Origin of the sequence: Amycolatopsis sp. NPDC102389 (genome assembly GCF_044765885.1) — a bacterium.
Classification (GTDB): Bacteria; Actinomycetota; Actinomycetes; order Mycobacteriales; family Pseudonocardiaceae; genus Amycolatopsis.
In genome coordinates this window covers 126,379-148,369 of sequence record NZ_JBIWKX010000004.1, presented here as the reverse complement: position 1 = coordinate 148,369, position 21,991 = coordinate 126,379, and the positions used below count along the sequence as shown (strand labels likewise).

The following is a 21,991-nucleotide window of genomic DNA, read 5'->3' as shown; positions in this document are numbered from 1 at the left end:
GGTCCCGCAACACAGCGAGAGCAACTGGGGAAGGTGCGGCCATCACGCACCGAAGAACGTGCCAAATGGAGGACATCACCATGGAGATCGCAGAGCGCGCACAAGCTCTGGCTCTGAAAATCCGGAAGCACAAGGCCGACATTCAGACGGAAGAGGCCACCAAGAACGCTTTCGTGATGCCCTTCATCAGCACGGTCCTCGGGTACGACGTCTTCAACCCCGCGGAGGTCATCCCCGAATTCACAGCTGACGTCGGCACCAAAAAGGGCGAGAAGATCGACTATGCCATCGTGCACGACGGACAAGTGCAGGTGCTTGTCGAGGCGAAGAAGATCAATGACCCTCTTCGCATTGAGCACGCGTCCCAGCTCTTCCGATACTTCGCTGTGACCAATGCAAGGATCGCCATTCTCACGAACGGCGAGACCTACCAGTTCTACACCGATCTCGACGCACCGAACCGCATGGACGCGAAACCCTTCCTTGTCCTTGATTTTTCGGATATCGACGAGACGCTCATTCCCGAACTCGCGAAGTTGAGCAAAGAGTCCTTCAACTTGGACTCGGTGATCAACGCGGCGGAAGAACTCAAGTACATCGGCCAGATCAAACGAATCCTGGCGACCCAGTTCAAGACGCCCGAGGACGAGTGGGTGAAGTTCCTGGCAGGCCGAGTCTACGAAGGGTCCTTCACTCAGCGGGTTCGCGACCAGTTCGCTCCACTTGTGGATAAGGCCGCCCGCCAGTTTCTCAACGAGCAGGTTAACGACCGGCTGAAGAACGCGCTGGGCGGACCAGATTCCTTCGTCAGCGTTTCAGCCGGCGCACCCGACCTTCCCGAGCAGGGAATCCCCACAGAGAAATCCCCCGCAACTCCTGCGGAAGCAAGGCAACGTGACAACAACGGCGATGTGGTCACAACCGAAGAAGAACTCGAGGGGTACCGAATCGTCCGCGCCATCGTCTGCGGAGAGGTCCCGGCGGCGAGGATCGTCGCCCGCGACACTAAGACCTACTTCGGCGTGCTGTTGGACGACAACAATCGCAAGCCTATCGCTCGGTTGTGGTTCAACCGAGCCAAGAAGTATCTCGGCGTCTTCGATGAGAACAAGGTCGAGACCCGTATCCCCATCACGACAGTCGAGGAGATCTACCAGCACGCCGATCACCTCCGGACGACCGTGGCTCGCTACAACTCGACGGTCTCCTCCGATCCCAGGACGGCCGAAACCGCGGAGTCGAACACCGCGGATCCTTCTCTCAGTCCGCGATGAGCACCTGGCCCGCGCCGTCGAACCGGTAACCGACCCCGCGCACCGTCGTGATCGGCGTCAGCACGGGTTCCAGCTTCCCGCGGATCTTGCGGACGTGGACGTCCACGGTCCGCCCGTTGCCACCGGACAGGCCCCACACCCGCGACATGAGCGTGACGCGGTCGAAGACGCGGTCCGGGTTCCGGCTCAGGAACAGCAGGAGGTCGAACTCGAGCCTGGTGAACTCCAGTACCTCGCCACGCAGCAGCACTCGCCGCGAATCCGGCTCGATGCGCAGCGGCGGGACGGACTCCTGGGACCGCCGTCGTCCGGCGAGTTCGACGACCTGACCGGTTTGGACGGTCCGTGCCGTCAGCGTCACGCCGACAGTGTCCTCAAAGGACTCAAGCAGGCGCGCGGCGATCGCGGCGGCGTGCTCGGAGTCGGTGCTCACCCGTAACGCCAGTGTCAGCTCGACGGCCGGCTCGACGCTCACCGCGACCGGCTGCGTCATCTCACACCACCCGGACCGGATGCCGGACGACGGCGTCGAACAGGTAGCCCTGGGTGTTGTACGGGGTGACATCGGGCTGGGTGAGCCCGGTGATGTCCGTGGCTCGCGCCCGCAGGGTGTGGGCACCGGGAACACCGGCGCGCCAAGGGATCTCCCAACGCTGCCAGCCTCGATCCGCCGCGGCGCCCACGAACTTCGCCTGCCGCCAACCGGCCCCGGTATCGACTTCGACCCGCCGGATCCGGCCGTGGCCCGACCACGAACGACCGCGCAGCACCTGCCTGCCGCCGGCCGCGAACTCGGCGTTCCAGGGCAGTTCGAACGCGCTCTTGACCACCTGCCGGGTCACGAGCGTGCCTTCCGCCGGATAGTCCGGCCCGAGCAGCCGGTAGTACTGCGTGTTCCACGGGGACACCAGTGGCGTTTCCGAGACTTCGATGCGCCCCAGCCATTTGATCGACGAGATCCCGACCCAGGACGGCACCACCAGCCGGACCGGATAGCCATGATCCGGCGGAAGCGGGCGCCCGTTCATCTCGTAGGCCAGCAAAACGTCCTGCAGCGCTTTCGCGACCGGCAGAGGACGGCGCACCTTCCCCAGGTTGACCCCGCCGGTGACGTAGTCCGCGTCCAGCCCTTCCGGCAGGACGTCCACCGCTCGCCGCGTCAGCCCGGCTTTGGCCAGGACGGTGGAAAGCCGGACACCACGCCAGCGCGCGACGCCGATCGCGCCGAGCTTCCAGGGCGTGCCGGAGACCGCCTGCCCTTGCTGACCGGTGAAGTGACTACGCCCGTTGCCCGCGCATTCGATGGCGGACGTGATCGTCTCCGACGGCAACCGGAGCAGATCCCGGTAGCCGAACTCGACCGGCCCTCCGCTCAGCCCGGTCCCGAACAGCTTCAGCCGCCAGGTGTTTACGTCGATCGATGGCGTGGCGGTGTGGTTTCGCACGAAGAACCGTTCGACCGGGGTCAGATAACCCTGACCGCTCAGCGCCTCCCAGCGTGTCTCCGCGTTGGTGCCGTAGACCTCGAAGATCTCCGGCGGCAGGGGTTTCGCGATCGGTGTGGCCGCCGACGCGGTCCCCGCCGGCAGCGATCCGAACGCCGTCAGCGCTAGTGAGCCACCGGCCGCCAGCCGGAGCATCCCGCGCCGCGACAGCGCCTTCCCCGCCCGCCATTGCTCGATCCGAGTGCGGTCGTAGGTGGCTTCGTCGGTCAGGCCGGTTCCGGTCATGCGGCTCATTGTCGGCAGCGGCGGTCCGCGCGGACCAGGACGTCCACAGGGCGGAACACTCCATGTCCGGGACGCCGTTCGTGCCCCGGACGGGGATCGAACCCGCACTGGGTCGATTTTAAGTCGACTGCCTCTGCCAGTTGGGCTACCGGGGCACGGCACAGCCTAAGGGATGCCCTTCAGTTCGCCGCTTCAGTACGCCGATATTCGAGCCAACGGAGACCGAGCTCGTTCCAAACGGCCTGGTACTCCTCGAACTTCGCGTTGACCAGCTGTGGATCGACCTGGTCAGGCGGGGTCGACGCGATGTAGAAGCTGAGCTCGTCGCGCAGCCGATAGAGCCGGAATTGGACCTCTTCCATCAGGACCCACAAGGAGCGCCAGGCGAAGAAGGGCTCGAGCGCGCCGATGACGGTCGTCACGGCCACGAGGGCGAACGCCACGCCTGTCCAGCCGTTGAGGTTCTGCAAACCGAGGATGATCGTGGACGCCGCGGACAGCGCGAGCAGCAGAATCCTGATGGACACGGCCCGCCAACGGAAACGCCTCTTCCGGGAGCGGGCGTGCGCGTTGTCGCGCTCGATCCGCTCCAAAACGTGCTTTGCCAGTTCGGTCGGAGCCAGGCCGGTGGCGAGCGGAACAGCGGGTACGGACTTCCGGAATGCCTGCACCGGCACACCCTGAACGCCGTGAAGGCCTCCTTCCCCACGCTCAAGGTAGGGAAGGAGGCCTTCACGGACCTACGGACTCAGGACTTCGACAGCCGGTCGAACTCCTCGCGCGGGTTGTTGATCTGGCCGAGCGAGATGACCTCGCGCCGGAACAGGCCACCGAGCATCCAGTCGAACAGGATGCGGATCTTGCGGTTCCACGTCGGCATCGCCTTGAGGTGGTACGCGCGGTGGAAGAGCCAGGCCGGGAAGCCCTTGATCTTCAGGTTCAGCGCGTCGGCGACACCCTTGTGCAGGCCGAGGCTGGCCACCGCACCCAGGTTCTTGTGGTAGTAGTCCTTCGGCTTGCCGCCGCGGATCACCTTGATGATGTTCTTCGCCAGCAGACGCGCCTGGCGAACGGCGTGCTGCGCGTTCGGCGGGCAGGTCGCGGTCGGGTCCTGCTCGGTACGCGAGAGGTCCGGCACGGCGGCGTTGTCACCGGCGGTCCAGACGTCGGGGTGCCCGACGACCTGCATCGCGGCGGTGGCCTCGACGCGGCCGCGCTTGTCCAGCGGCAGATCCGAGCTGGCGAGCACCGGGTTCGCCTTCACACCGGCGGTCCAGATGATCGTGTCGGTGTCGAACTCGGTCCCGTCCGAGAGCACGACGTGGCCGTTCTCGAACGACTTCGCCGCTGTCGACAAATAGACTTCGATGCCGCGCTTTTCGAGCTGCTCGACGGTGTACACACCGAGCGTCTCGCGCACCTCGGGAAGGATCCGGCCCGCCGCCTCGACGAGCACCCAGCGGATGTCCTCGACCTTGAGGTTCGGGTAATAGTTCTCCACCGCGAACCGGGTCATGTCCTCGAGTTCGGCGAGGGCTTCGATACCGGCGAACCCGCCGCCGACGACGGTGAACGTCAGCAGGCGCTTGCGCTGCTCGGGATCGAGCGTGCTGGCGGCCTCGTCCAGCTTCGTCATGACGTGGTTGCGCAGGTAGATAGCCTCGCCGATGGTCTTGAAGGCGATGCCTTCTTCGACGAGGCCCGGGATCGGCAGGATGCGCGCGACGGCGCCGAGCGCGACCACGAGGACGTCGTAGTTCAGCTGCTCGACGTGCCCGTCGGCGGCCTCGACCGTCACGGCTTTGCGCTCGTGCTCGATCTTCGTCACGCGCGCGGTGAGCACGTGGCAGCGCTTGAGCACGCGCCTCAGCGGCACGACCACGTGCCGCGGTTCGATCGCACCGGCCGCCGCCTCGGGCAGGAAGGGGGCATAGGTCATGTGCGGCTGCGGATCAACGACCGTCACGGACGCTTCGTTGGCCCGGAGCATCTTCTGGAGCCCGTACGCCGTGTAGAGCCCGACGTATCCACCACCAAGGACGAGGATCCGTGTCGGTTCCGACTTAACACCAGCCATATTCCTATAGTCGCACCCATCTGCTGAGATCGCTCGCAGACCCCATCCGGCTGTGACCAGCGTCGCCACGGTTTCCGCACCGATTCAGTTCAGACCGGCCGCCGAGGTCGCGGAGGCCAGGACGTCGCACACCATGTCAAGCGTCAGGCGGCCGGTCTGGACATTGCGCTGCGACACGTGGTAACAGCCGAAAAGGCGCAGGTCGCCGAGTTCCACTTCCACTCCGTGACCGAATTTCGGGCGTGGCGCGGGCACCGGCCAGCCCGCCTCCGCGAGCACCGGCAGCAGCGCCTGCCAGCCGAAGGCACCGAGCACCACGACGGCCTTCAGCGTCGGTTTCAGCAACGCGAGCTCGGCCGCGAGCCACGATCGGCAGGTTTCCCGTTCCTCAGGTGTGGGCTTGTTGGCCGGTGGCGCGCATCTCACCGGGGAGACCATCCGGGTGCCTCGCAGCTCGAGCCCGTCACCTATCCGGGTCGACGTCGGCTGCGACGCGACCCCGACCCGGTGAAGCGCCTTGAAGAGAACGTCGCCGGAAGGGTCACCGGTGAACAGGCGGCCGGTCCGGTTCGCGCCATGTGCCGACGGGGCGAGCCCGACGATCGCCAGCGACGCGTCCGGCGGGCCGAAACCGGGCACCGGCCGGGCCCAATAGGTCTCGCCGGCGAACGCCGCGCGTTTGACCACGGCGATCTCCTCGCGCCACGCGACCAGCCGCGGGCAGGCCCGGCAGCCGATGACTTCGGCGTCGAGTTCGGCTAGCGAGTGGAACCTCATAGCGCCTCCTTCAACGCGTCGCGGGCGAGGCGGTCGGCGCGCCGGGTCGTCTCCGGCTGACGGAACGCCGGGCACAGCCGCAGCACCTGGCGGCACGCGTTGTCCAGCGAGATCTTGTGGCCGACGGAGACATAGAGGGGCTTCACGCCGTCCTGGGTACGCAGGACCGCGCCGACGACCTTGCCCTCGTCCACCAGCGGTGCCCGCGAGCCACGGGTGGCGCCGGGTTCGTCGTGCTCACCGACGAACCGCGTCTTGCCGACCCCGATGGACGGCAGACCGGTCACGACACCGACATGGCACGCGAGCCCGAACCGGCGCGGGTGCGCCAGGCCGTGGCCGTCGCAGACCAGGAGATCCGGTACGTGGTCGAGCGCGCGGAGGGCGTCGAGCAGCGGAGGAAGCTCGCGAAACGCGAAAAGGCCCGGTTCGTACGGGAACGAGACCCGGGAAACGACGGTTCGCTTTTCCACGACGCGGAATCCGGAAGTCTCGAGGGTGACCGCGGCGGCGGCGATCAGGTCGCCGCCCTCGTCGTAAGCGACGTCCAATCCGGTGACCGTGGCGATCTCTTGTGGACAGCGATCCTCGAGATCGACCAGGCCACGCAGGGTCTCCTGGATCTCGATCGCCTGCCGGGGCGTGCCCGGGCGATCATGCGCCGTGACGATGTCCACGCTTACAGACTGCCAGTAAGTTGGAGGCATGCCCGACACCAATCCCGATTCGAAGGCCACCGACGAGAAGGACCCTCCGTCGGTGGAAACCAAGGTCGAGCCGACCGACGACCTGGTCACCACGAAGCACACGCTGACGCTCAAGCGCAAGAAGCTCGCCTACACGGCCCAGACCGGGCGGATCGTGCTGCGGAAGGAGGTCATCACCGACGGCAAGTCCGAAGGCCACAAGGCCAAGGCCGAGGTGTTCCTGACCGCCTACACGCTCGACGACGCGGAGCCCGGCTCGCGCCCTGTCACGTTCGCGTTCAACGGCGGGCCCGGCTCGGCGAGCGTCTGGCTGCACATGGGCCTGCTCGGTCCGCGCCGCGTGCTTTCGGGCGATGTCGACGACCCGGTCGCGCCGCCCTATGGGCTGACCGACAACCAGGAAACCCTGCTGGCGCACAGCGACCTGGTGTTCATCGACCCGGTGTCGACCGGCTATTCACGCGCCGTGGACGGCGAGGCGGCCAAGGAATACCACGGGTACACCGCCGACATCGAGTCCATCGGCGAGGTCATCCGGCTGTGGGTCTCGCGCAAGCAGCGCTGGCTGTCGCCGAAGTTCCTGGCGGGCGAGTCGTACGGCACGCTCCGCGCGGCCGGGCTGGCGTCGCATCTGCAGGAACGTCACGGGATGTACTTCAACGGGCTCCTGCTGATCTCGTCCGTGCTGGATCTGGGCACGCTGCGGTTCACCGAGGGCAACGACCTGCCGTACTCGCTCTACGTGCCGACGTACGCGGCGATCGCGCATTACCACGGACTCCACGGCGACCGGCCACTCGACGACGTCCTCGCCGACGCCGAGGATTTCGCGGCCAAGGAACTCCCCTGGGCTCTCGCGCGCGGCGCGCGTCTGTCCACACAGGACCGAGCCGAAGCGGTGGCGACGCTCGCTTCCCTGACCGGCCTCAGTGAATCCTATGTGGACCGGGTCAACCTGCGGATCGAACACGTCCGGTACTTCACCGAACTACTGCGGGACAAGGGCTTGGTCGTCGGCCGGATGGACGGCCGGTTCACCACCTGGGAGCCCGACGGCGGGCGCGAGCACATGAGCGACGACCCGTCGATCTCGCGGATCATCGGCGCCTACACGGGCGGGCTCAACCACTACGTGCGGGCCGAACTCGGCTACGAGAACGACCTGCCGTACGAGATCCTGTCGACGGAGGTCTTCAAGGCCTGGTCGTACTCCGACTTCGAGGGCCGCTCGGTGTCCTCTGTGGACTCTCTCGCGTCGGCCATGCGGGCGAACCCGCATCTTCGGGTGCACGTCGCCTTCGGTCACTACGATGGCGCGACGCCGTACTTCGCGTCGGAGCACGTGCTGGCGCGCCTGCAGATTCCCGAGGAACTGCGGGAGAACATCGACACGGCGTATTACCCGGCCGGGCACATGATGTATGTGCACGAGGAGTCGCGGGTGCGGCAGGCGAAGGACCTGGCGAAGTTCATCAAGACCGCCTCCTGACGGACGGTTCCTGAGTACATGAAGGACCCCTTCCTTGCGCCTGACGCAAGGAAGAGGGCCTTCATGTACTTACGGCCTAGCGCCCGGACCGGAGCACGGCCCACGCCCGGTGCAACTCCGCGGTTAGCCGGTCGATCTCACGCCGCTGCACGGCGACAGTGCCCGCCAGTTCATCCAGATGCCCCGCCTGCGCCGCCGCCTCGAACTGCAACTGCAGCACCCTGGTGTACAGCGCGATCCTGTTGTTCTCCATGGCGGCCAACAGATTCGACGACGTGTACGGCCGCAGCGCGCGCTGCAGCCCGTCTGCGGACTCATGCTCCGTCCGGTACAGGAGACCCATCCCGAAGACCGCGGGCACGAGTTCGAATCGCCAATCCGGATGCTCGGCCAACACGTCTTCGACAGCCGTCAAGACGCCGTTCCGCTCGCCGCCGGCCTGCTGAGCGACGGTGAAGGCACCCAGGCCCACGAACCCCGCCGGTGTGAGGCCGTCGTGCCAGACCGTCGGCCCGTCCTCGCTCACCGGATGCCGGTCTCGCGGGGAGAGCGCGGACGGTTCGTAGTACAGATCCCGCCTGCCCCATGGCCAGAGGACATCGTGCATCGCGACGACGGCGTCCGGGGCGTGTTCCAGGATCCAGGCGAGTTCCCCCTTCACCACGGCGTAGTTGTGATCGCCGTCCAGCACGTAGAGATCGGCGACCGGCAACTGGGGCAGCACCTCGGGCGACGGCACGGTGACCAGGTGCAGCGCGTCGTGGGCCTTGACCGTCTCCCGCACCCGCTCGGTGGGCGCGGGGTCGACGCAATAGACCTCCGACGCGCCGAGTTCCGCGTAGATTCCGCTGACCTGACCGGATTCGACCCCGATCTCCACGACCGTGCGGATCTCGCGCCGGGTGAAAACGACCTCGAAGATCTCCCGGAAGACCGACATCGAATGCAGCAGTACCGGCGCGTTCCGCGCCGCCCTCGGCTGCGCGTGCGGATCTTCCCTGGTGCCGACTTCGAAGTCCGTCACCGATTCCTCAGCTTCCTCGCCGCGACCCGCGCCGCGCCGACGGCGAGACCGGCGGCGCCGTGCTCACGCAACTCGTCGCGCACCTTCGCCGACAGCCGCTGTGTGCGGCCGGCGGCGGGCATGCGGTGGCCGAGCCCGGACCGCGAACGCGGCAGCATCGCGAACGCGACGGTCAGCTGGAACGAGCTCACCGGCGCGCCGGCTCGGGCCGCCAGCGGCAGCCAGATCGCGGCGAGCGGCGAATGGAATTCGACCATGTTCGCGCCGAGCCAGGTGCAGTCCTCGTAGTGCAGCCGGGAAAAGTCTTCGGCCGTGTTCCAGCGCAGCACCTGAGGCCGCCCGCCCGCGATGACGTTCGCCTCGATCCAGTCGACCCGCACGAGCGCGGGCCTGCCCGGCACCGCCAGCGCGATCTCCTCGACGTCGACCGCCTGGACGTCCAGCCGCGCGAACGACAGTCCGTTGTGGTTGATCCGCACCCGGCGGTCGGCGCCGTCGAACCACTCTCCGTCGGTGGTGCGGAACCGCACCGAAGTCGCGGAAGGCTCGCCCGCCGGTTCGAACATCGCCGGATCGATGACACCGTCGCGCACGGCGCGGGCGGCCGCGCCCAGGTGCGGATCGGACGCCGCGAGCAGTGCCGGCCAGAACGAGTCCCGCATGCCCAGATCGTCGAGATCGCTCGGCGACAGGTACGGCACCGCCGGGACGAGGTCCTCCGGCAGGACCCGGGTGACCATGTCGGAGCCGAAATTGTCCTCGTGCTCCCAGTTCCCGAACACCGAAGCCTCGGCGGCGGTCGGCAGTTTCAGCCCGGAGACCAGGATGTTCGCCAGCCTGTCGCGGCCGATGCCGGTCAGTGTCGGCCAGGCACCGTCCGATGCGGTCACGTAGCGGTTCCACTGGTGCTGAAAGGCTCGGATGCCGTCCTGGATGGCGGAGCGTTCGGCGTTCTGCGCGTCGCTTCCCGCGGCGACGCCGAGTACCGGCGTCCCTTCGTCGGTGAAGTCGATGAGCGAACCGCAAAGGGCGTTCACCGACTGTTCGAGGACCTCCGGGCTGCGCACGATGGTCCCGACGATCTCCCGCGGATGTCCTGCCTGGCCGAGGAAACCTTCCGCGCGCAGGCCCGCGAGCAGCACCTTCTCCGACCTGTCGTCGGTGGCCAGGTAGAGGCCCGAGGGGGCGATGTCGATGCCGGCCAGCCGTAGCACCCTCGCGAGCTGGAGCTGGATGGTGCCGCCCCAGCCGAGGTCCACGAGGGTGAGGTCCGGTCGATCGAAAGCGCCGGCCTCGCGCAGTGAGCGGATCAGCCGTTCTCTCGCCGCCGTCGCGGTGACGGAGAGCCGGTTCACCAGGTGCGGGGTTTCGGTCAGCGCGACGGCGAGGCGGCCGACGATGTCGTCGTTGTCCAGAACCGTGTCGAGGTCCTGCGCGAGGTGCGGTACGTCACCGACCCGCAGGTGGAGCATCTCCAGCAGCTGCCGGACGGTCAGCTGATGACGTTGCCGGACGAACTCGTGGATCGAGTGCCGGTCGGCGCTGTCCAGCGCAGCGATCGAGGTGACCTGCCGGGACAACCACACCGGTTTGGCGGCGACGTCCCAGCCTCGCGCCAGGGCGGCGTTCTCGACCAGTTCGGCCAGAAGTTCACCCTCCCGCATGGGGCACCACACCACCGGGGTGCCGGCCTCGTGCGCCGTGCGGGCGACCCACTCCGCGAATCCGGTCATCACCGGGCCGGTGACCGACGCTCCGTACCGCCAGGCGAAGCGGGTCGACGAAGCACCACCGGGCGTGTGCGCCTGCAAGGTCTTGGCACGAAGGCTGGTGATCCCGAAGTCACCGTGCTCGGGATCCAGATCGGGGGAATACGGCCCGAACGGGTCCTGAGGCTCCCCTTCCCGGTCGAGCAACCCGGCCAGACCCTCGTCGACCCGTTCGTAGTGCACCGTCCGGATGCCGAGCTCACCGGGCACCTCGACGTCGGCGACCGGGTTGTCGCCGACGTGCAGTACCTGCTCCGGCCTGCGGCCGAGATCCGAAAGGACGACGTCCCACAACCCGGAGGCCTTGTCCACACCGTGCTCATGGGACCGGAAGATCCGGGCGCCCTTCAGCGCCTCCAGCTCGGGACGGTCCAGCAGGTGGCCCAGCTGCTCTTCGGTGAAGTAGGTGTCGGAGACGAGGACGACCGGGACACCGTTGTCCTTCGCCAGCCGGATGACTTCGGCGATGTCGAGGTCGACCTCGGTGAGCTCACGCTCCGCGTCGACCTCGGCCCGGACGAGTTCGTCGAGGGTGGCGCCGGGGAACAACGCAAGCGGCATGGCCCGCCAAATACCAAAGAGGGAAACTTCGCTTCCCAGCGCCTCCTGGCCTTTTCGCGAGTTTCTTTCAGCCGCGATGCGCATACGGCGGAAAGCGGCGTCCGAAATCCATTCCGGACATTTGCCTGCCCTCCGCAGACGGGCCGCCACCAGGCCGAACACGTCGGCCGGGCGCGGAGTCCGGCGCCAAAGAATGGTATCGAAAATATCGAAAGAGACTACCGAGCAGGATCGATCGGCGATGCGCCGAACAACCTGCTCGAGTCTCGGGTGCCCAGAAACCACATAGTTGTCGACTGTCACGAAACCCCCAGTAGAAGTCAGCCCGACGGCCGGAACGCCAAGCTGTCCCGATCACTCTGCGCATCGTCACCCGAACGGGTGACGTTACAGAGAAGTGCCCGATCCTCCGCGCGAAGCGGTCTGAAAAGGCAAATCCGCGCCACCCGGAGTCGGGTGGCGCGGATCTGTCCGGACTGTACGGAGGAAACCGAGGGGTCAGCCTCGCAGGAACTGCGAACCGCGGGTGACGGCCGACCAGGCGTCCACGGCACCGTGGCCGTAGAAGCCGTTGAACGCGGCGTCACCGGTGCAGGTGGCGGTGAACGACGCGTCCCGGCCTTCCTTCAGGTAGTCGACGGTCCGCGGCGTCGGGCAGGCGATGTCCGAAGCCGTGCCCTCGAGCACCCGCTGCACGGCGTCCGGGTTCATCCCGAAATCGCGGGAACCCTTGCCGTACTGCGAAACGATCAGCGCGGCGACACCGGTCGCGTGCGGCGACGCCATCGACGTCCCCTGCAGCCACTGGTAGTAGCCGACCCGGCCGTCGGCGGCGGTCGCCTTCTGGATACCGGCGGTGACACCGTCGGGCGTGATGTTCCCGGCCGCGTCGATGTTGCCCTCCGCGACGCCGACGTTGCGCGGGTACGTCGAGAGGATCTCGTTCTCGAGCGTGCGGTACCACGGGGTGCCGAAACCGTCACGGAAGTATCCGCCGGGCGCGGAGACGGAGATCTGCTCGACGCCGTAGTTCGAGTAGTCCGCCTTCGCCTGCGAAGGACCGAAGGACGAGACGCCGATCGTGTGCGGGCCTTCGACGGGCAGCGAGAGGCAGCTCGCGTTGTCGATCTGCCGCGGGTGCGTGCTGTTCGACGGGTAGTTGGGGCTCGACGCGTCGGGCTGCGGGGCGCCGAGGTCGCTGTGCTGGTTGCCCAGCGAGACGACCTGGGTGACGCCCTTGCGGTGCGCGTAGTTCAGCGCGCGGGTCGTCGCCTCGATGATGGTGCGCTGCTCGGCCTGCTGCTCGGGTGTGTCCGCGGGGTTCGCGGTGCAGTTGTACAGCCAGGGATCCGTGAAGAAGCTCATGTTCACGACGTCCACCCCGGCGTCGCCGGCGTAGGTGATCGCGTCCACGGTCGACTGCAGGAAGAAGGAGCCCGAGTCCTGGCCGGCGCGGAGGTTCACCAGCGTCACGTTCGGCGCGACGCCCGAGACGCCGAAACCGTTCGCGGCGGCGCCGATGGTGCCGGCGACGTGCGTGCCGTGGCCGTTGTCGTCGTGGTCCACCGGGTCGACACAGCCGCGGAATTCACACGGTCCGTCGACGATGGCGCCGTTCACGTCGGACACGATGTCCTTCGTGAAGTTCCGCGACGCCGCGCGGTCGAAGTTCGGCGCGATGTCCGGGTGGCTCCCGTCGACACCGGTGTCGATGATGCCGACCTTCACCCGCTTGTCGCCCGGCTGCTTGGTGCGCGAAAGGTCCGACCGGACCGACTTGAGTCCCCACAGCTGGTCGTCGAGCGGGTCCATGCCGACGGCGTTGGCCTGCACCGGCTTCTTGGCCGACGTGGCGCCACGGCCCTCCTTCTCGACGACGCCCGGCTTGTCCTTGACCTTGCCGCTCTTCGGCGCGGTGCCGATCGGCTTCGCTTTGGCGGCACCGAAAACGGCGCGGTCCGCGGAGACCCGTTCGGCGAAACCGTTGGCGGGCGCGGTCGCGGTGATCAGGCCGACAGCGGCGTTGCTGGTCACGACGGTGCCACCGGCGGCGCGGATCGCCTTCTCGACCGAAGCGACACTTTGACCTTCGCGGGCCAGTACCGAGAATTCGGTCGCGGCGCCGGAAAGCGCCGGTTGCGCTGATGCCACCGGAGCAGCGACGATCGCGCCGAACAGCGGTACCGCCAGCGCGATGACGAGAGATCTGGGCTTTTTCACTTCCTGCCTCCTGAAGAAAACTGTTCGTGCAAGCTACGTCAGCGATCTCTGCTTATCAACGAAGTCCCTACGAAAGTCAGGGGACGACGGTTTTCTCCTCCGCGAAATGACAGGCCGACAAATGCCCGCCGGACCGCGTGATCAATTCGGGTTCCTGATCCGCGCAAATGTCCTGAGCCTTCCAGCACCGCGTGCGGAACCGGCAGCCGGACGGCGGATCCAGCGGGCTCGGCACGTCGCCTTCCAGGCGAATCACCTGCCGCTGCCCGCGCAACGCCGGATCAGCGACCGGCACCGCGGACAGCAGCGCCTGCGTATAGGGATGTGACGGATGTTCGTAGATCTCCTCTTCCGTCCCCATTTCCACGATCTTGCCGAGATACATCACCGCCACCCGCGTGGAAAGGTGACGGACAACGGACAGATCGTGTGCGATGAACACATAGGAAAGGCCGAATTCCTTCTGCAGTTCACCGAGCAGGTTCATCACCTGCGCCTGGATCGAAACGTCCAGCGCGGAAACCGGTTCGTCGCAGATGATCACCTTCGGCCGCAACGCCAGCGCCCGCGCGATCCCGATGCGCTGACGCTGCCCGCCGGAGAACTGGTGCGGATAGCGGTTGATGTGCTCGGGGTTCAACCCGACGACGTCGAGCAGCTCCCGCACCTTCGCCGCGCGTGACCCCTTCGGCGCCACCTCGGTGTGGATTTCGAAGGGTTCGCCGATGATGTCGCCGACCGTCATCCTCGGGTTCAGCGAGGTGTACGGATCCTGCAGCACGATCTGGATCTCGCGCCGCAGCTTCCTCAGTTCGGCTCCGCGCAACGCGAAGATGTCGCGACCTTCGAAGGTCGCGAGCCCGCCCGTGGGTTCCTCCAGCCGCATCAGCACCTGGGCCAGCGTGGACTTGCCACAGCCGGACTCCCCCACCACGCCCAGGGTTTCCCCCGGCATCAGCTCGAAGGAGACCCCGTCGACGGCCTTCACATGCCCGATGGTGCGTTTGAAAAGGATCCCGGCCCGCACCGGGAAGTACTTCACCAGGTTCTCGACCCGCAGAATCGGCTCAGACACGACCGCTCACCACCTCGTCGGCGAAGTGACAGGCACTGACCCGGCCGAAGCCGAGGTTGTGCAGGGCGGGCCGTTCGGTCTCGCACCGGCTTTCCGCCCGCGGGCAGCGCGGATGGAACGGGCAGCCGGGCGGCACGTTCAGCAGGCTCGGCGGCAGGCCCTTGATGGTCTCCAGCGTCTGTCCTTTGAGGTCGAGCCGCGGCAGCGAGGCCATCAGCGCCTCGGTGTAGGGATGCCCCGGCGAGCGGAACAGCTCGGTGACGTCGGCCTGTTCGACGATCCGGCCCGCGTACATCACGGCGATCCGGTCGGCGACCTCGGCGACCACCGCCAGGTCGTGGGTGATCAGGATCAGGCCCATCCGCCGTTCGGCCTGGATCTCCGCCAGCAGGTCCATGATCTGGGCCTGCACGGTGACGTCGAGCGCGGTCGTCGGCTCGTCCGCGATCAGCAGATCCGGGTCGAGCGCGAGCGACATGGCGATCATCGCGCGCTGCCGCATCCCGCCCGAGAACTGGTGCGGGTACTCGCGGACCCGGCGGGCCGCCGCGGGGATGCGCACGATGTCGAGCAGTTCGATCGCCCGTTTGCGCGCGTCCTTTTTGGACATGCCGAGCCGGACCCGCAGCTGCTCCTCGATCTGGAATCCCACGGTGAAGACGGGATTCAACGCCGACAGCGCGTCCTGGAAGATCATCGCGATCTCCCCGCCCCGTATCTCACGCCGCCGCTCTTCGGTGGCGGTGAGCAGATCCTCGCCGCGGTAACGGACGGCGCCGCCGGTGACGACGGCGGGCGGGCTGTCGAGAATGCCCATCACCGTCTGCGCGGTCACGCTCTTGCCGGAGCCCGATTCTCCCAGCACGGCGAGGGTTTCCCCGGCGTGCACGGCGTAGTCGACCCCGTTGAGCACGGTCGCGACGCCGTCGGACGTGCGGAATTCGACGTGGAGATCTTCCACCTCTAACAGCAATTCGTCGGTCACAGCCGATCACCGGGCCTTCGGGTCGAGCGCGTCGCGGATCCCGTCACCGAGCATGACGAACGCGAGCACGGTGATGGTGACGAACCCGGCGGGGAACAACAGCATGTGCGGATTCACCCGGAAGTAGTCCCGCGCGTCGCTGATCATCACACCCCACGAGACGACCGGCGGCCGCACACCGACACCGAGATACGCCAGCGTCGCCTCCGCGCCGATGAACGCGCCGAGCGCGATGGTCCCGTAGACCAGCACCGGCGCGACCGTGTTGGGCAGCAGATGCCGGAACACGATGCGCGGCGTGCTCGCGCCGAGACCGCGCGCGGCCTTGACGTAGTCGAGCTGTTTGGCCACCAGCGTCGCCGACCGCATGATGCGCATCGCCACCGGCCAGCTCAGCGCGGCGATCGAAACCACCACCTGCACGATGATGGTGACCGCGCCGGGGTTCGAGCCGGGTGCGTTGAACGTGGTCAGGATGACGATCGCGCCGAGCACGAACGGCAGCGCCGCGAAGATGTCGCCCACCCGCGAGAACAGGCTGTCGACGAGACGGCCGTAGTACCCGGCGACGATCCCGACCACCGAGCCGATCAGGATCGTCAGCACCGTCGCGAAGACACCGACCAGCAGCGACGCCCGCGCGCCGTGGATGGTCCGCGCGTAGACGTCGTAACCCTGGTTGTCGTAACCGAACCAGGCGTCCGCGGACGGTCCTTCGTTGGCGTGGAGCAGATCGCTGAACCCGGCGGGCCGGGAACTGAACAGGTCGGGCGCGATCGCGATGAGCACGACGAGCGCGATGATGGCGGCGGAGATGATGAACGACGGCCGCTTGCGCAGCATCCGCCAGGCGTCGCCGCCGAGACTGCGCGGTTTGTGCGCCACCGCGGAATCGTCGGCGACTCCGGCGCTCGCGACGTCCACAGTGGACACGCCGCCGGCGACGTTGGGGTCAGTCATAACGGATCCTCGGGTCGAGAACGGCGTAGAGCAGGTCGACGGTGAGACTCACCAGCAGGTACACCATCACCAGCAGGACGACGACGCCGGTGACGGTGGCGCCCTCCCGGTTCTGGATACCGCGGAAGATGAGCCCGCCGATGCCGTTGATGTTGAACACGCCTTCGGTGACGATCGCCCCGCCCATGAGCGCGCCGATGTCGGTGCCGATGAAGGTCAGCACCGGGATCACCGAGTTCCGGAGCAGGTGCACGCCGACGACCCGGCTGCGCGGCTGTCCTTTCGCGACGGCCGTGCGGACGTAGTCGGCGTGCCGGTTCTCCGCGATGCTCGTTCTGGTCAGCCGGGCGATGTAGGCCATGGAAAGGCTGCCGAGCGCTATGCCCGGCACGATCAATTCGCCGATCGTGGCGTCCTCGGACACACTCGCGTCGATGATGCCCAGCTCCGAACCGAGGACGATCTGGAGCACGATCGCGGTGACGAACACCGGGATCGAGATCAGGAACGTGGTGGACATCAGCACGAGGTTGTCGAGGAAACCCTTGCCGCGCAGGCCGGTCAGGATGCCGGCGGACAGGCCGATGATCGCTTCGATGGCCACCGCGATGAGGGCGAGCCGGACGGTCACCGGATAGGCGTTCCCGATCAGCTCGCCGACCGAGACGCCGTTGAAGGTCTCGCCCCAGTCGCCGGTGAACAGGTTGCCGAGGTATTTGAAGTACTGGACGAAGATCGAATCGTCGAGGTTGAACTTGTCCGTCATCATCTCGATGTAGGCGGGCGGGCAGGCGACCTGGCCGCATTTGCCGGCGAACGGGTCACCGGGCACCGCCCACACGAGGGCGTAGATGAGGAACGTCGTGCCGAAGAAGACCGGGATGAGTTGAAGTAGGCGTCGGAGGATGTATTGGGGCATGGGCGTGCCGTCCTGGGGATCGCGTGGTGGGAGCTGTGGGTCCGGCGGGGGGGGGGGGGGGGGGGGGGGGGGGGGGGGGGGGGGGGGGCGGCGCCCGGCCCCCCCCCCCCCCCCCCCCCCCCCCCCCCCCCACCGCACGACCACGCGATTACTTCGCCGCGACCTCGATGGACGAGTAGTCCGCGAGACGGCCGAAGTCGAGCTTCACGGTCTTGAGCCGGTTCGACTTGCCCCCGACACCCTTCTCTTCCCACACGGGGATCTGCGGCAGATCCTTCGCGATCAGGTCCTCGGCCTGCTGGTACAGCTTGATCGCGGCCGCCTTGTCGGCGGTCTGGTCCGCCTGGGTCAGCAGCGCGTCGACGGCCGGGTTGTTGTACGTGGAGTCGTTCGACGAACCGGTGCTCTTGTAGCGCGGGTTCAGGTAGTTCTCGATCGACGGGTAGTCGGCGGACCAGTCGGAGCGGCCCATACCGGTCAGCTGGCGGTTGTTGACGATGCTGCGCCACTGCCCGAAGTCGGTCGCCGGCACGAAGTCGCATTCGACGCCGAGCGCGTTCTTGATGCTGTTGCACGCCGCGACCAGCGGCTCCTTGCGGCCACCGTCGGCGTTCGAAGCGATGGTCAGCTTGCCGGTGTAGCCGGACTTCGCGAAGAATTCCTTGGCCTTCGCCGGATCGAACTTGCAGAACTCGCAGACACCGGGCCGGAAACCCTCGATACCGCGCGACACGTAGCCGTCGGCGGGCGCGTAGGTGTCGTTCATGACGGTCTTGACGATCTGCTCGCGGTCGATGGCCAGCGAGATCGCCTTGCGCAGGTCCAGGTTGTTGTAACCGGGGACGTAGTACGGGAGCGCGAGCGCGCTGATGCCGAGCAGCTTGCCTTCGACCAGCCGCTCACCGAGGTCGGTCTTGTACTTGCCTCCGGCCTTCGCCGCGGGCGGCAGCGCCTCCATGAAGTCGAGGCGGTTGCTCAGCAGATCCTGGTACGCGGTCTCCTGGCTGGTGTAGATGCGGACTTCCAGGTCCTTGAACTTGACCTTGTCCTCGCCCTGGTACTCGTCGAACCGCGTGAGCTTCATGTTCTGGTTCGGCGTGCGCGAAACGAACTTCAGCGGCCCGTTCCCGATCGGGGCCTTGGCGAACGCCTCCGGGTCGGCGAAGAACTTGTCCGGCAGCGGCGCGAACGCGAGGTAACCGATCTTGGTGGCGAACACGGAGAACGGACCCTTGAGGGTCACCTGGAACTCATAGTCGTTCACGACCTTGAGCCCGGACATCTCCTTGACGGCGGGTTCCTTGGCGCTGATCTCGTCGTAGCCCTGGATCTGCTCGAAGAACGACGCGTTCTGCATACCGTTCTTGCCGTTCGCGCTGTAGTTCCAGGCGTCGACGAAGTTCTTGGCCTTGACCTCGGTCCCGTCGTGGAACTTCCAGCCCTTTTTGATCTTGATGTCGAAGACCTTCGAATCGGTCGTGGTGATCGATTCGGCCATCAGGTTGTACGGCTCGGCGGTGTCGGATTTGTAGCCGACCAGCGCCGAGAAGACCGGCTTGAGGGCCTTGGAGCCACCCAGCTCGTTGGTGTTGGCGGGAATCAGCGAGTTCTCCGGCTCGGTGCCGTAGACCGAAACCGACGCGTTGGCGTCGGTGGCGCCGGATCCCTTGTTCTCACCGGATCCACCACCCCCACAGGCCGTCAGCAGCAGGGCCGCCGTGGCCACCACCGCCGTCGCTCCCCAGAACCCGCGTGAAGCCCGCATGTCCAACTCCAACTCTCGTCGTCGGATAGTCCGGCGAGCGCTGGTCGCGCCCTACCGCCCAGAAGGTGAGACGACGCTATGGGACCGGTGAAGCCGATCACAGTGCGTTGGTGTTGCAAATGTGTGACGGTCTTCCGGACCACCCGGTCAGAGCACAACGTTGGTAGGAACGAGACTGGGCCGAACGGCCCAATCCCGACTGGAGGTCACCGCTTGATCACCTAAAGAAATGGCTTCACGTAAGAGAAAACCCGACTGTCAAGCCAACGACAACGCGATCCCGTCGAGGATGTCGTGCTCGGAGATCACCAGTTGGTCGGGACCACCGCGCGTGGCGAACTGCTCCGCCAGCACCTGCACGATCACCGAACCGCCGCCGATCACATCGACCCGGCCCGGGTGGATCACCGGGTTCGCCGCGCGGGTCGCGTGGTCGGCCGTGAGGAGCGACTGCGCGACGCGGTCGATGTCGGCGTGGGAGAGCTTCGAGAGGTGCGTGCGCTCGGAGTCGTACTCCGACAGGCCCTGTGCCACGGCCGTCAGGGTCGTGACCGTCCCGGCGACGCCGATCCACGTCTTGGCGGTGGACACGTCCACGACGTCGAAGGCCTCAGTGAGCACCTTCGCGGCCAGCTCGCGGGCTTCGGCGATCTCGGCCGCGGTCGGCGGGTCCGACTTCAGCGCGCGTTCGGTGATGCGCACACAGCCGATGTCGACCGATTTGGCCGCGATGACCTCGGCCTGGCGGCCGTCCCAGGTGCCGACCACGAGTTCGGTCGAGCCGCCGCCGACGTCGACCACCACGAAGGGACCGTCGTCGGGATCCTGCTCGCCGACGGCGCCGGCGAACGAAAGGCGGGCCTCTTCGTCGCCGCTGATGACCTCGGCCTCGGTGCCGAGCACCTCACGCGTCATCGCGAAGAACTCGTCGCGGTTGCTCGCGTCGCGAGTCGCGGAAGTCGCGACCATGCGGACCTTCTCCACGCCCTTGCGGCGCGCGGCGATCGTGTAGTCGGCCAGTGCCTTACGGGTGCGCTCGAGCGCCTCGGGGGCCAGCCTGCCGGTGGCGTCCACACCCTGGCCGAGGCGGACGATCCGCATCTCGCGGTGCAGGTCGCGCAGGTCGACCGTCCCGTCGTGGCGGGGGGTCAGCTCGGCGACGAGCAGGCGGATGGAGTTGGTCCCACAGTCGATCGCGGCAACACGAGGCATGCCCCGGAGATTACAGCGGAGCGGAGCTTCTCCGTTGAGGGTGGTGGCGGGGGCATGGATGGAGTAGTCAATGCGATCAGGTGGGTTTGGTGCTGGAGCCCGATGACGTCACCGTCGTCGTCGTTGTGGTCGTCGTCGGCGAAGAGCAGGTCGGCGCGGGAGTAGGCGTCGTGGTCGTCGGACTCGTGCTCGTGGTCGAAGTCGGTTGCGTCTCCGTCACGGTGACCGTCGGGCACTGCGGCAGCTTCGGGGTCGACGACGACGATTTGGACGACGAACCCGAATTGCTCGGCGGCAGCGAACTCGACGGCGGCGGCGTCACCGAACCGGGCGGCGTCGACGGCACCGGAGGCGGCGGCACCGACGTGGGCGGCGGAGCGGCCGCCGCGTTCGGGGCGCCGATCGGCACCTTGCTGTCCGGCGTCGGCAGCACTCCCGTGCGATAGGCCTCGGCCCAGATCAGCACGGTGTTCACGTAGGTGTCCGAGTTGTTGTAGCGGAACACGGCCGCGCGCAGCTGATCCGGTTTGGACAGGTCGAGACCGCCGGAGCACAAGTACCGGCCCGTCCCCAGCGCCGCGTCGAAGATGTTGTTCGGGTTGGACTCGCCGTCGCCGTTGCCGTCGGAGGCGTAGCGGGCCCAGGTCGACGGGATGAACTGCGTCGGGCCGACGGCGCGGTCCCACACCGGGTCACCGTCGAATTTGCCGCCGTCGGTGTCCGGGATGGCCGCGAACGGTCCGGCGCCGTTGAGCTGCGGGCCGAGGATCGGTTCGAGGGTGTTGCCCTTGGCGTCGACGTAACCGCCGCGCGCGTGGTTGGACTCGATGCGGCCGATACTCGCGATCAAAGCCCAGTCGATATGGCAGCCGGGCTGTTCGGCGATGAGGATGTCGGCGGCGTTGCGGTACGCGGCGAGCGCCGTGACCGGGATGCCGAGCGGTCCGTTGGGGAGTTCGTCCGCAGGGAGCGGGAGCGGGGTCGGCGCGTTCGGCAGGCTGCCGTCGACACCGATCTGCTGGACGAGTGGGTTCTTCGGGTCATAGCCGCCGACGAGGGCGACGTTGTCGCTGTGGATCGTGCTCGCCGTCGCGATCCAGCTGCCGGTCCCGACGACCGCGGCACCGGCCGGGACGATGGCGAGGACACCTCCGGTCACCGCGGCGATCGTGCGGTGCCGGAGACAGAGTCTCCTGGCGGCTCGAGGTAGGTATCTCAGGCGAAAGCCCATGGTCACAGCACCGGTCACCGCGCCTGGCACGTGCCTCACGCGCATACCTCAGAACCCTCCCGGCGGATCACCATTCGGCGATCCGGTACTCGCCCACCCCGACAACCCACGACTGGTACACAGCCTGCCGCATACCGTGACCGGTTTCACCCCATTGAGGAGGACCAGTTGCCGACATCGGGTGAATTAACCCACCTGGAGGAACTATCTGTACAC

General features: G+C 67.0%; 18 protein-coding genes and 1 tRNA gene. 2 read left to right on the top strand and 17 right to left on the bottom strand.

Features of this window, described 5'->3' with window-relative positions; all coding sequences use genetic code 11:
- Nucleotides 1-80: 80 nt before the first annotated feature.
- Nucleotides 81-1,274, top strand: coding sequence for a type I restriction endonuclease (locus tag ACIRGA_RS06245; protein WP_400937370.1), 1,194 nt, complete (start codon nucleotides 81-83; stop codon nucleotides 1,272-1,274).
- Here the strand turns inward: ACIRGA_RS06245 and ACIRGA_RS06240 are convergent.
- The 7 genes from ACIRGA_RS06240 to nfi all read right to left on the bottom strand — a co-directional run bounded on the left by ACIRGA_RS06240 (nucleotide 1,261) and on the right by nfi (nucleotide 6,535).
- Nucleotides 1,261-1,767 (bottom strand): winged helix-turn-helix domain-containing protein, encoded by a 507-nt coding sequence (locus ACIRGA_RS06240; protein ID WP_400937170.1) that lies wholly within the window; start codon nucleotides 1,765-1,767, stop codon nucleotides 1,261-1,263. The two genes, ACIRGA_RS06245 and ACIRGA_RS06240, sit on opposite strands and share 14 nt — an antisense overlap.
- Before the next feature lies 1 nt (nucleotide 1,768).
- Entirely contained in the window at nucleotides 1,769-3,004 is a 1,236-nt protein-coding gene (locus ACIRGA_RS06235) for a sulfite oxidase (RefSeq protein ID WP_400937168.1), read from the bottom strand.
- An 81-nt stretch (nucleotides 3,005-3,085) separates the two neighbouring features.
- A tRNA-Leu gene (locus tag ACIRGA_RS06230) sits at nucleotides 3,086-3,159 on the bottom strand.
- 24 nt (nucleotides 3,160-3,183) lie between these two features.
- A complete protein-coding gene (locus ACIRGA_RS06225; RefSeq protein WP_400937165.1) occupies nucleotides 3,184-3,675 on the bottom strand; it encodes an SLATT domain-containing protein in 492 nt (163 codons plus the stop codon).
- Between the two features lie 77 nt (nucleotides 3,676-3,752).
- Entirely contained in the window at nucleotides 3,753-5,081 is a 1,329-nt protein-coding gene (locus tag ACIRGA_RS06220; protein WP_007028829.1) for an NAD(P)/FAD-dependent oxidoreductase, read from the bottom strand.
- A gap of 84 nt (nucleotides 5,082-5,165) precedes the next feature.
- Entirely contained in the window at nucleotides 5,166-5,858 is a 693-nt protein-coding gene (locus tag ACIRGA_RS06215) for a uracil-DNA glycosylase (protein ID WP_400937162.1), read from the bottom strand.
- A complete protein-coding gene (gene nfi, locus ACIRGA_RS06210; RefSeq protein ID WP_400937160.1) occupies nucleotides 5,855-6,535 on the bottom strand; it encodes a deoxyribonuclease V in 681 nt (226 codons plus the stop codon). Before nfi ends, ACIRGA_RS06215 begins: the two co-directional genes overlap by 4 nt.
- Nucleotides 6,536-6,563: 28 nt before the next feature.
- Here nfi and ACIRGA_RS06205 point away from each other — a divergent pair, with 28 nt between their 5' ends.
- Complete coding sequence (locus tag ACIRGA_RS06205) at nucleotides 6,564-8,054, top strand: S10 family peptidase (protein WP_400937157.1); 1,491 nt, start codon at nucleotides 6,564-6,566, stop codon at nucleotides 8,052-8,054.
- A 76-nt stretch (nucleotides 8,055-8,130) separates the two neighbouring features.
- On the opposite strand, the gene ACIRGA_RS06200 is transcribed toward ACIRGA_RS06205, so the two are convergent.
- The 10 genes from ACIRGA_RS06200 to ACIRGA_RS06155 all read right to left on the bottom strand — a co-directional run bounded on the left by ACIRGA_RS06200 (nucleotide 8,131) and on the right by ACIRGA_RS06155 (nucleotide 21,820).
- Entirely contained in the window at nucleotides 8,131-9,078 is a 948-nt protein-coding gene (locus ACIRGA_RS06200; protein ID WP_400937154.1) for a class I SAM-dependent methyltransferase, read from the bottom strand.
- Nucleotides 9,075-11,711: an HAD family hydrolase gene (locus tag ACIRGA_RS06195; RefSeq protein WP_400937152.1), complete on the bottom strand. Its 2,637-nt coding sequence runs from the start codon at nucleotides 11,709-11,711 to the stop codon at nucleotides 9,075-9,077. The genes ACIRGA_RS06200 and ACIRGA_RS06195 overlap by 4 nt, the downstream gene beginning before the upstream one ends.
- Nucleotides 11,712-11,906: 195 nt before the next feature.
- The gene (locus tag ACIRGA_RS06190) at nucleotides 11,907-13,628 is read right to left on the bottom strand and encodes a S8 family serine peptidase (protein ID WP_400937150.1); all 1,722 of its coding nucleotides are present in this window, start codon (nucleotides 13,626-13,628) and stop codon (nucleotides 11,907-11,909) included.
- A 76-nt stretch (nucleotides 13,629-13,704) separates the two neighbouring features.
- Nucleotides 13,705-14,703, bottom strand: coding sequence for an ABC transporter ATP-binding protein (locus ACIRGA_RS06185; RefSeq protein WP_400937148.1), 999 nt, complete (start codon nucleotides 14,701-14,703; stop codon nucleotides 13,705-13,707).
- A complete protein-coding gene (locus ACIRGA_RS06180; RefSeq protein ID WP_400937145.1) occupies nucleotides 14,696-15,688 on the bottom strand; it encodes an ABC transporter ATP-binding protein in 993 nt (330 codons plus the stop codon). The genes ACIRGA_RS06185 and ACIRGA_RS06180 overlap by 8 nt, the downstream gene beginning before the upstream one ends.
- Before the next feature lie 6 nt (nucleotides 15,689-15,694).
- Nucleotides 15,695-16,648, bottom strand: a complete 954-nt coding sequence (locus ACIRGA_RS06175; RefSeq protein ID WP_400937142.1) for an ABC transporter permease — start codon at nucleotides 16,646-16,648, stop codon at nucleotides 15,695-15,697.
- Complete coding sequence (locus tag ACIRGA_RS06170; protein ID WP_400937140.1) at nucleotides 16,641-17,567, bottom strand: ABC transporter permease; 927 nt, start codon at nucleotides 17,565-17,567, stop codon at nucleotides 16,641-16,643. The genes ACIRGA_RS06175 and ACIRGA_RS06170 overlap by 8 nt, the downstream gene beginning before the upstream one ends.
- Before the next feature lie 148 nt (nucleotides 17,568-17,715).
- Entirely contained in the window at nucleotides 17,716-19,332 is a 1,617-nt protein-coding gene (locus tag ACIRGA_RS06165; protein ID WP_400937138.1) for an ABC transporter substrate-binding protein, read from the bottom strand.
- A gap of 258 nt (nucleotides 19,333-19,590) precedes the next feature.
- Nucleotides 19,591-20,544, bottom strand: coding sequence for an exopolyphosphatase (locus ACIRGA_RS06160; RefSeq protein ID WP_400937135.1), 954 nt, complete (start codon nucleotides 20,542-20,544; stop codon nucleotides 19,591-19,593).
- Nucleotides 20,545-20,620: 76 nt separating this feature from the next.
- Complete coding sequence (locus ACIRGA_RS06155; protein WP_400937133.1) at nucleotides 20,621-21,820, bottom strand: lytic transglycosylase domain-containing protein; 1,200 nt, start codon at nucleotides 21,818-21,820, stop codon at nucleotides 20,621-20,623.
- Nucleotides 21,821-21,991 lie beyond the last annotated feature (171 nt).